9 protein-coding genes are annotated in these 10,181 nt (G+C 66.1%); 5 read left to right on the plus strand and 4 right to left on the minus strand.

Translation table 11 applies throughout. The features are described from left to right. Positions 1 to 204 precede the first annotated feature (204 nt). The 3 genes from ON26_RS31340 to ON26_RS31350 form a co-directional block, all read right to left on the minus strand. A complete protein-coding gene (locus ON26_RS31340; protein ID WP_040802013.1) occupies positions 205 to 837 on the minus strand; it encodes a 2'-5' RNA ligase family protein in 633 nt (210 codons plus the stop codon). Beyond that, the gene (locus ON26_RS33795) at positions 834 to 2,141 is read right to left on the minus strand and encodes a helix-turn-helix domain-containing protein (protein ID WP_157172105.1); all 1,308 of its coding nucleotides are present in this window, start codon (positions 2,139 to 2,141) and stop codon (positions 834 to 836) included. The genes ON26_RS31340 and ON26_RS33795 overlap by 4 nt, the downstream gene beginning before the upstream one ends. A gap of 305 nt (positions 2,142 to 2,446) precedes the next feature. Then, positions 2,447 to 3,145, minus strand: coding sequence for a helix-turn-helix domain-containing protein (locus ON26_RS31350; RefSeq protein WP_218000669.1), 699 nt, complete (start codon positions 3,143 to 3,145; stop codon positions 2,447 to 2,449). A 434-nt stretch (positions 3,146 to 3,579) separates the two neighbouring features. On the opposite strand from ON26_RS31350, the gene ON26_RS31355 reads away from it, so the two are divergent. From ON26_RS31355 to ON26_RS31375, 5 genes are all read left to right on the plus strand, one after another. Beyond that, complete coding sequence (locus ON26_RS31355) at positions 3,580 to 4,710, plus strand: cytochrome P450 (protein WP_306307267.1); 1,131 nt, start codon at positions 3,580 to 3,582, stop codon at positions 4,708 to 4,710. A 17-nt stretch (positions 4,711 to 4,727) separates the two neighbouring features. Beyond that, positions 4,728 to 5,990, plus strand: a complete 1,263-nt coding sequence (locus tag ON26_RS31360; RefSeq protein WP_051028064.1) for a cytochrome P450 family protein — start codon at positions 4,728 to 4,730, stop codon at positions 5,988 to 5,990. Positions 5,991 to 6,320: 330 nt separating this feature from the next. Beyond that, the gene (locus ON26_RS31365) at positions 6,321 to 6,626 is read left to right on the plus strand and encodes a hypothetical protein (protein WP_040802016.1); all 306 of its coding nucleotides are present in this window, start codon (positions 6,321 to 6,323) and stop codon (positions 6,624 to 6,626) included. 351 nt (positions 6,627 to 6,977) lie between these two features. Then, positions 6,978 to 7,958: a UDP-glucose 4-epimerase GalE gene (gene galE, locus ON26_RS31370; protein WP_040802018.1), complete on the plus strand. Its 981-nt coding sequence runs from the start codon at positions 6,978 to 6,980 to the stop codon at positions 7,956 to 7,958. 245 nt (positions 7,959 to 8,203) lie between these two features. Next, entirely contained in the window at positions 8,204 to 9,340 is a 1,137-nt protein-coding gene (locus ON26_RS31375; RefSeq protein ID WP_040802102.1) for a Fic family protein, read from the plus strand. An 18-nt stretch (positions 9,341 to 9,358) separates the two neighbouring features. On the opposite strand, the gene ON26_RS31380 is transcribed toward ON26_RS31375, so the two are convergent. Then, a partial coding sequence (locus ON26_RS31380; RefSeq protein ID WP_040802020.1) for a TIGR03620 family F420-dependent LLM class oxidoreductase occupies positions 9,359 to 10,181 on the minus strand: 823 nt, incomplete at its 5' end.

Genomic DNA, 10,181 nt, shown 5'->3' on the forward strand with positions numbered 1-10,181 from the left:
AAAAGACCATGGTTGAAGACGGTTACGCCGTCGCTTGGTCACCGGCGTTCGAGCCACTCGGCGAGCGGCCCGCCTGCCGAGTCGGGGGTCCTCGAGGGAACACACGACTCGAGGACTCGGTTCCCGTCCGGCAGTGTGTAGCGGCACCGACAGCGGGACACCATCGAATCGATGTTCGGCCGGCGCGCAGAGACGACCTGCAAATCAGGCTGCTGCCAGCGGTACCCGGTCGACCTCGCGCCATTCGTACTTCCGCCTGTCGCGGTTGAGCTCGATCAGTGACACTGCCGATATCCCCTCGGTGATCTGTATGCCGCTCAGAGTGTTTCGTGCGAGCAATTCGCTCAGTTCGGGTATCGACGCGACTCCTGTCGAATAGGCCAGGCTCAAGTGGGGGTCGAAGCGATCACTACGTTCTGGGATCCTGTCCTCCCCCCAGACCTCACCGATAGCGTGTTGCAGGTCATGACGGATCTGCTGGAAGCCGTCCGAGTCGGTCACCGGCATTCCGATTGTTTCCTCGTCGACGACGGCTGGGCCGATCACCGCGTCGAAGGCACTACGTCCGGAGAGGCGGGCGGTGGTGGCGGTAATGATCCGGTCGATATCGGTAGCTGATACCTCGTCGGTGAAGCCGATACCTTGAATGGTGATGTGCAGTCCCGAACGTTCGACGGGCGCCATGGTCGGGATCTGGGCGAGTACCGGCGCGAACAGTTGTACCAGGTCTGCAATGGCGGAGTCGTGTTCGAACGTGATGTGCCAGGTGTAGAACGAGCGGCCGACCTTCCAACCTGGCCGCCACCACCAGTGGTCCCATGTTGTCTCTGCCGTCATAGCCCGGAGCCTCCATTCGTTTCCGCGGCGAGCGCCGCCAAGTCTGCGACTTCAGCGAATTCAGTGGCAATTTCGCGCATTTCTGTTGCCTCTGCCGCGTGTGTCCCGCTGTCGTTGGCGAGTTGGGCGATCTCGTCGACGCGCTGGATGAGAGGGCCCATGCGATGCTCGGCCGGGGTAGTTTCGACTACATCGCGCAGCGCAGCAATGGCCATGTCGAAATCTCCGAGCGTGATGTATCCCTTGATCTGCTGGGTCTGGACCATACGCTCGGAACCGAGGTTGCGAAGTTCGGGCGGGTTGACGCGGAAGCGGACGAGCGCTTCGGTGGCGAACTCGACACACTGTTGTGCCTGGCCGTTGACCAGGGCGGCGTCTGCCCAGTACCCGCCTGCTCGTTCGATCGAGCATGACAGCGGTCCCGCGTACTGGTCGGATGGTGGTTCGTCGATGAACTGGTCGGCGATCTCACGCGCCGCGCGCAGTGCCGATGTCGACTCCGAGACGCGCCCGATGTGTGCCAAGTCGATCGCTCTGGCACTGGCCAACAGCAGCCCGGCCGAGCCGGTGCCGGCATACGCGAGACCTGCCGTTGCGGCGGCGTTGGCGGCGTTGTAGTCGCCCTGGCATGCGGCTGCCGTGTTCTGCGCCGCGCGAACCCAGCCGCGCAGTTCGTTGTCCTGGGTGTTCTCGGCCAATGCCCATGCGGTGCGCAGGTGTCGGCTGGCGATATCCGGACGGCCCAGATCTATCGTGATCCATCCGAGCAATGTCATCGACCACCCGGCAATGGCGTACAAGGCTGTGCTCTGGTGGGGACGTTGACGCCCTTGAAGGAGTTCGATTGCCCGATTGCGGGTCTCCACGACTCGGCGAAAAAGCGGCAGTGTAGGGGATTTGAGGTATTGGTGGGTGACCCACCGGAGATTGTCACGCAGATCCTCGAGCGTCAGCGGGCCAACGTTGCTCGCCTCGGCCCACGCAAGTAACGCCGCCGATTCATCCGCTGCCGACAGCAGATAATCGCTCTCGCCTCCGCCGTCGGTGGATCGCGGAGGTACGTTCGTCGGTATCGGTTGTCCCACAACTGACCAGAAGCGCTGCTGCGCATCGGCGGGCGCGTTCTCCAGTACCTCGTGCAGCAGTCGTTTGCTCGAGGCGTGTGGCTTCGAGGTCTTTCCCGATTCCCATAGCGACAGCGTCCGATTGGTGATGCCGACCATCCTCGCGAACTCGAGGGGGCTGCGTCGAAGCGCTTCACGCAGGGCGCGGATAGCCAGCGGGGTCCACTCGATCTCCACCATCGTTGCCAGCCTACGACTGCCGTCTTCCTCGTGAGCTCCCTATAGCGGTGGATTACCAGCTTTTACGACTTTCGATGGTGTTTGCGCGCTGTTTCGACGCCTCCTGTAGGCGCGACGCTCGTTCGAGCCCCGCCGTCGGGTCGAGATCGTGTGTAGCGGTGACCCGACGGCGGGTGCCTGCCAACTGATCACATACAGGGAGGACCTCCGTGGTGCTCGGAGTACTTACGCCACCTACAGCAGAATCCAGCATTACCTGTGGGTTCCGCTCTGGTCGCCTCTCGACCAGAGCTGGGACTGGTGTCTCAGTGCTGCGCTGGCGGCCGGTCGTACGCCTCGATCGCGGCCTTGGCGGTGGATCGGTCCTGCAAGACCAGCTCCCACGGCCCGGAGTTGATGTCGAAGGACTTCCCGAACCCGATCCACTTACCCGCCATTCGGGTACCCGCGAGGTCGACGAGCAGTTGGATCGCGCCGTGGTACTTCGCGCCCCGGTAGTAGCCATCCTGGGCCGTGCGCTCGGTCCAGGTGCCCGTCGCCACATTGCCGTCGATCGTGAGGTCCATCTCCATGCTCGACACCGCCGACCCCGGCAGGCTCCGCACCGTCAGCGCGTCGTCGTGCTGGAGGACGACGACGTGGTGAACCGCGGTGAACGTGGAGTCCCGGCCGCTCGAGTAGTACTCGTATCGCGAGAGCCAGATGCCGGAGTAGTTGCCGGGGTTCGGTCCGCCGCTGCCGACCGGCCTCGAGTCGTGCGAGAGCCGGCCGATGGCGGATTCGACCATGTGCCCGTTCTCGTCGTCGCTGGAAAGGGATCGGCCCGGCTCGACCGAACCGAATCCCAGTGTCTCGATGGGCAATCCCATCACCTTCTCCAGTGCGCGTACGTGCGAGGCCCTGGGGCTGAGGGTGGTCCCTGCTTCCCACCGCTGGACGAGCCGCTTCGTCGCGCTGAGGCAACCGGCCTCGCGTAGTGCTCGGGCCAGATCGTCTTGGCTCATACGGCGTGCATTGCGTGCCGCGCGGAGTGCCGTGTTCGGTGTGGTCCCCATGAGGTCAGGCTAGGTCAATGACGCCGGAATGTCGCCCCCAATAGGTCGTCTTTGACGCCCGTTTCGTCGTCGCGCGGCCATGGCAGGTCAGGCGACGCTCAATGCGGCCCCACTGCCGGGTCGATGGTCCCCGAAGGACGCGTGGTTCGTGGTCCGGGGCCCTCATCGGCCGCGCGCTACATCCCCGGCAGTGGGTGCCAACCAAACAACGCGCGTGCGAGCGCCCGGATTCGATTCGGAGATCAGCTTTGCTTACAACACAGTCCAGAGCTTCCGTCCGGTTTTCTGCCGGACACGGCTCACCGCTGGACGCGGACAACGGATCTCGCGTCCCGATCTACACAGATGACTTCGCCGCGGACCCGCATCGCGCCTATGCCCAGATGCGTGAACGGTTCGGGTCCCTGGTGCCGGTCGAACTCGCCCCCGGCATCCCGGCGACGCTGGTGATCGGCTACCGGACGGCGTTGAAGATCCTGCACGACCCGGAGCATTTCCCGGCAGATCCCCGTGACTGGCAGCGCGACATCCCACCGCAGTGCCCGGTGCTGCCGATGATGCAGTGGCGACCGAACGCGTTGCGCTCCAGCGGTATCGAGCATGCCCGCTACCGTCCCGCCACGGTCGCGGCGCTCGATCGGGTGAATCTGCACGCCACTCATGATGTGGTCGAACAGGTCGCGGGGGAGTGCGTCAACCGGTTCTGCGATCGTGGTCGGGCGGATCTGATCGATGATTTCGCCGCGCCGCTGGTCTTCGACGTGATCAGTGAGCTGCTCGGATGTGATCCGGACATCGGCAGGCAGACCGCCGCGGGCATCGCGATGATGTTCGACACGACCGACGCCGCGGAGGGAAACCGGCTGTTGGTGGAGGCGTTGGCCGAACTGGTCGCCCGCAAGCGCGCCCGACCTGGCAGGGACATCACGTCCTGGCTGCTTGCCCACCCGGCCGGCCTCGACGACGAAGAAGTCGTCCACCAGCTGGTCACCATCCATGCCGCGACCAGTGAGCCGCTGACCAATCTGATCGCCAACACCTTGCTGCTGATGATGACCCGCCCGGATTTCGGGAGCGAGGTCTCCGGTGGTGCGGTCTCGACCCGTGACGCGCTCGAACACGTCCTGTTCTACGACCCGCCGCTCGCGAACTTCTGCATGAGTTACCCGCGTCAGCCGCAGCTCATCGACAACGCCGTGTGGGTGCCCGCGCATCAGCCGGTCGTGATCAGCCTGGCCGCCTGCAACAACGATCCCGCCGTCGTCGGCGGCGATATCCGCCACAACGGGTCGCATCTCGCGCTCGGCGCGGGCCCGCACATGTGCCCCGCCGCGCGGCTGACCCACCTCATCGCCCAGGACGCCATCGACCAGTTCCTCGACGCGCTGCCCGAGATCGAATTGGCAGTACCTCGCGAACGATTGCGGTGGCGGCCGGGCCCGTTCCATCGGGCGTTGGCGGCGCTGCCCGTCGTCTTCGCCCCTGTTCCGCCGCTGACCGTGCCGACCCGCTGAACGTAAGGCAGATCCCGATGACCGATCTTCATCCCACCCCCGCGCCCATCGTCCTCGATGCCACCGGCGCCGACATCCTCGGTGAGGCCGCCCGGCTCCGTGAGCGAGGTCCGCTGGTCCGGGTGGTGCTGCCCGGCGGGATACCCGCCTGGGCGATCACCGATGCCAACGTGCTGAAGGAATTGTTCTGCGACCGGCGGGTCTCCAAGGACGCTCATCGGCATTGGCCGGACTTCATCGCCGGAACGGTCCCGCCGGACTGGCCGCTCATCTCCTGGGTGTCGGTGCGCAACATGTTCACCGCCTATGGCGAAGACCATCAGCGGCTGCGCAAACTCGTCGCGCCCGCGTTCACGGTCCGGCGCACCGCGGCGTTGCGGCCGCAGATCGTTCGGATCACCACGGACTTGCTCGACGGGCTCGCCGGCCGCCCCGCCGGGGCGGTGGTCGATCTGCGGGAGGAATACGCGACACAGGTGCCGTTGCGGGTGATCACCGCGCTGATGGGCGTCCCGACGGATCTGCAACCACGGCTGCGGGCCTGCGTCGACGACATCTTCTGCACCGTCGCCCGACGCCATCCGCAGGAGACGCTCACCGAGATGGTGGAGATCCTGACGATGCTCGTCGCCCGCCGCCGCGCCGAACTCGGCGACGATGTCACCAGCATGCTCATCGAGCACCGCGACGGAGGGGACCGGCTCGGCGAAGAAGAACTGGTGCACACCCTGCTGCTGATGATCAGCGCCGGCTACGAGACCACGGTGAACCTGCTCGACCAGGCCGTCTACCAGCTGCTGACCGTGCCGGGGCTGCTGGCTCGGCTGCGCGCGGGGGCCTTCGGCTGGTCGGCGCTCATCGAGGAGACGCTGCGCTACGCACCGCCCGTCCCGAACCTTCCGCTGCGGTACGCGGTCGAAGACATCGACATCGCGGGTCAGCGGATCAAAGCGGGTGACGCGCTGCTCGCGTGCTTCGCCGCGGCCAATCGCGACCCGCACCTGCACGACCCCAACCCCGACGACTTCGATCCGCGCAGGGCGAGCCGGGAACACCTGTCCTTCGGTTACGGTCCGCACTTCTGCCTCGGCGCTCCGCTGGCGCGGCTGGAAGCGGCCGTGGCGTTGCCCGCCCTGTTCCGCCGGTTCCCCGACATGGCGTTGGCGTGCCCGGCTGGTGCGGTGGAGACGTTGGGCAGCTTGGTTTCCCACGGTCACCGGCGCCTACCGGTGCGGCCGGCCGGGTGGGGCGGCGATGTCACAGAGGACTCCGGTCGGTGAGCGAGCCGGTGCGGGATGCGGCGGTGCGGCAGGGGCGGGGACTGCCGTGACCACCGACAATCCGCTTCCACCGAGTGTTCCCCGGGTCAATGGTGTCGTCATTCCGATAGACCGGGCGCCGAGCATCCGCAGGCGCGAGGCGACCGCCGACGAGCTGCGTCACGACAACCCGCACTGGCCTGTGCGATCACCCGGCGACGCCGCGAACGCGCTGCTCATCCACGGCGACTGCCCCTGGCACTGCTCGACCCGAGTCGCCGCACTCATCGTCTGCCACAACGACTATCAGTACTTCCGCGACCGTGGCCACGGTCGCACTGAAGGTGAGACATGGACATTGCCCTCGGATTGTTGAACCTCGGCATCAGTGAATCCCACGCGGCCGATCGGGCGACCCTCGTCGAGTTGGCCGGCCGACACGATTGCCGCATCGCCGAGGTGCTCCTCATCGATGAGGAGACCTATATGCCGACCACCTTGATCGCCCACACGGCCCACACGGTCCGGGCTGTCGCGATCCTCGCGCCGAGCCTGGCGCACTTCGGTTCCGCCGCCGAGGCGCTGACGCTGGCATGCAACCTGGTCGTGCCGCAGGCCGTGATCCCCCGGGTACCCGGGTGGACACCGTACTCGTGACCCGATCCGCACGGCTCGGCCTCGCGCACCCGCTTCCTGCGCCGCGTGCGGGAGTGAACCCCCTCGGTAAGCATACGAACGACTTCACGTGCGGCGCTCGCCGAGAATCTCTCACAGGCCCGACAGATATCTCTCGGCATCAAAGGCGAGGAGTGAGTATCGGAGATGTCGTCGACGTAGACTATGAGTTCGCTCAGCAGGACTCGCACGACAGGCGGGCCGTAGCCGTCTCCTGGGTGCAGACTCAGGTGAAATAGCCGGGCGAACAAGGGAACAGCTGTGATCTCAGCTGCGGCGCGCCGTTTGCTCCACCACCGACATTCAGAGCGTTATTGCCGAGGGGAAGTCTCTGTGAAGCTGCTCGTCACCGGCGGCGCCGGATACATCGGCTCCGTCGTCGCCCACCAACTCGTCGACGCCGGCCACCACGTCGAGATCATCGACGACCTGTCCACGGGCTTCGCCGGCAACGTGCCCGCCGCTGCCACCTTCCACCGGATGTCCATCCATCGGGCCGCCGATATCCTCACGCCGGAAGCCGGATTCGACGGTGTGTTGCACCTCGCGGCGAGCATCGAGGTCGCCGAGTCCGTGCGCAATCCGGAGAAGTATTGGGGCAACAACATCGAAGGCAGCCTTGCCCTGCTGCGTGCCATCCGCGCCGCCGGCGTGCCGCGGCTGATCTTCTCCTCCACCGGCTCGCTGTACAGCGGCGACGGCAGAACCGCCTTCGACGAGGAGGCCGAAGTCCGGCCCCGGAACCCGTATGCCGCGACGAAGGCCACCGTCGACCAGCTCATCGCCGGGGAGTGCGGCGCCTCGAGCGTTCTCGGCGCGGTATCGCTGCGATACTTCAACGCGGCGGGGGCCGTGCTCACAAGCGACGGCACGCACCTCGGCGAACGCCACGACCCGGAGTCACACCTGATCCCGATCCTGCTGCAGGTCGCCGACGGGCACCGCGAGGAATTCACCCTCTACGGCGACGACTACGACACTCCCGACGGCACCTGCGTCCGTGACTACATCCACGTCGCCGATCTCGCCGCCGCGCACCTCCTCGCCCTCGACGCGATCGAAGCGGGCGTCCACGAGATCTACAACCTGGGTAACGGGAACGGATACAGCAACCGCCAGGTACTCGACACCGTGCGCGAGGTCACCGGCGCCGACTTCCCGATCCGGACCGTCGGCCGCCGACCGGGAGACCCCGCGATCTGCATCGCCTCCAGTGAGAAGGCACGCAGGCAGCTGGGCTGGAAGCCCGAACATCCCGAGCTCGCCACCATCGTCGGTGACGCCTGGCGATTTCATCGCGCGCAGTTGGGCTGACGCGAGGCACCCATCTTCTCGCGACACCCTCGGCGGCCGGGCGAGCTCGGCTGGTCATCGGTCTCGGCGTGCGCGATGCCCGGTCCTCTTGCGGTCATAGGACCGGGGCGGCTCGACTCCGCTCGGCTCTCGGCCGACAAGGCTGCCTCCCGCGTCCACGCCATCGACGTCGCCGTGCCGAAACAGTCTCGAGGTAGCTGAACGCGACTGTTGACGTAATGATCACGTCAATGCATCATGAAGCTATGCTGTACCCGACGCCGCGACTGACCAGCCATGACCAGAACGTCCTGGACGAGGTGGACGTGATGCGTGAGCGGTTGCGTCACCAGGTGCAGGGTGTGCCAGCGAAGTGGACGGGTGGGCTCCGAAAGTTCCTCACCGCTGACGCCGTGGCAGCATCGAACTCGATCGAAGGGTTCAAGGTCTCGACCGTCGACGTCGAGGATCTGATGGCCGGTGAGCAGGACGTGGATGTGTCCGACGAGAACCGCGAAGAGACCCTCGCCTACCAGCGGATGATGACCTACCTTCAAACCCTGCACGACGCCCCCGACTTCAACTTCAGCAAGGGACAGTTGAACGCTCTGCACTGGATTCTGCAGGGCCACAGACATACCTCTCGCAAGCCGGCCGGCCGATGGCGCCCCGGCCCGGTCTACGTCACCGATGCCCGGGACCCCAGCATTGCGGCCTATACCGCACCCGACGCCGAGGATGTCCCGGCGCTGGCAGGAGAGTTGGTGGACTGGCTGAACACTCCCGACGACACGCATGCGCTGGTCCGGGCGGCGATGGCGCACCTGCATCTCGTCTCCATACATCCCTGGTGCGACGGCAACGGCCGCATGTCGAGGTCCTTACAGACCTTGCTGATCGCGCGGGAAGGTGTGCTGGCGCCGGAGTTCTCGTCGATCGAGGCATGGCTCGGGCGTCCGGGCAATACCTGGGAGTACTACCAGGTGTTGGCTCGTCGTGGCGCGCATTATCGGCCGGATCAGGATGTCTCGGAATGGGTCAGCTTCATGCTGCTCGCCTATCACCAGCAAGCGCAGACGGTGCATGCGAGGTTCGAGCGGTCGGGGCGGGTGTGGGAGCTGTCGTCGGAGTTCGCGCAGCGTTCGGGGCTCGACGAGCGAGTGGTCTCCGCGCTGCACGACGTGGCGATGGCAGGGCGGGTTCGTCGATCCCGGTACGAAGCGAGTGAGGGGCTCAGCGTTCAGCAGGCGCAGCGGGATCTGAAGGCGCTGGCGCAGGCGGGCGTGCTGAAGCCCGTGGGGCGGACGAGGGCGCGCTTTTACCTTGCGGGGGAGAGATTTCCGGAGTTGGTGTTGGAGACGGCGCGTACCCCGGTCAGTCTGGTGGATCCCTATCGAATGTGACTCTGCTCGCCATTGCGGTCAGATCAGTATTGCCGCCAGGTCCCGGAAGGCGTCGGCGGGAAACGCTTTGGCATCACCCCCGTTGAGCACCTGGATCGCGACCTCGTCCGCACCGGCCTGGAAATGCTTCTCGATCCCGGCGGTCACCTGTTCGAGCGTGCCCCAAGGAATGAGTGCGTCGACGAGACGGTCACTGCCGCCATCGGCGAAGTCTTCGTCGGTCCAGCCGAATCGGCGAAGGTTGTTGGTGTAGTTCGGCATGGCGAGGTAGGCGCTCGTGTACTGCCGGGCGAGGGCGCGCGCGGCAGTGGCGTCCCGCTCCAGGACGACCGCGACCTCGGGCGCCAGCAGTCGGTCGGGTCCGAGGGCCTTCCTAGCCTCGGCCGTGTGCTCGATCGGAACGAAGTACGGGTGCGCACCGGCCGAACGGTCGCGCGACAGTTCCATCATCCGGGGCCCGAGCGCGGCCAGGACCCGTTGCTCGGAAGCGAGCCCTGCCGCGTCGAGGGCGTCGATGTACTCCACCATCTTCGAATACGGCCTGCGATAGGCGGTGGTGCTGTTATCTACCAGCGCGGCGTGACTGGCACCGAGACCGAGGAGGAAGCGGCCGGGATGGACGCGCTGGGCTTCCTCGGTGAAGGCCGCCGCCTCGGATGGCGGCGTGTGCCAGATGCTGAGGATTCCGGAGCCGACCCCGATCCGCCGGGTCCTGTCCAGGATCTCGCGGAATCGTGGTGGAACGGTCTGCCCGAAACCGCCCGAGAACCAGAGCCGGGAGTACCCGAGCTCTTCCAGTTCGACTGCCGCATCGGTGACCGCGGCGGAATCCTCCCCGGCG

The organism is Nocardia higoensis NBRC 100133, assembly GCF_000308595.1.
In the GTDB taxonomy this organism is placed as follows: domain Bacteria; phylum Actinomycetota; class Actinomycetes; order Mycobacteriales; family Mycobacteriaceae; genus Nocardia; species Nocardia higoensis.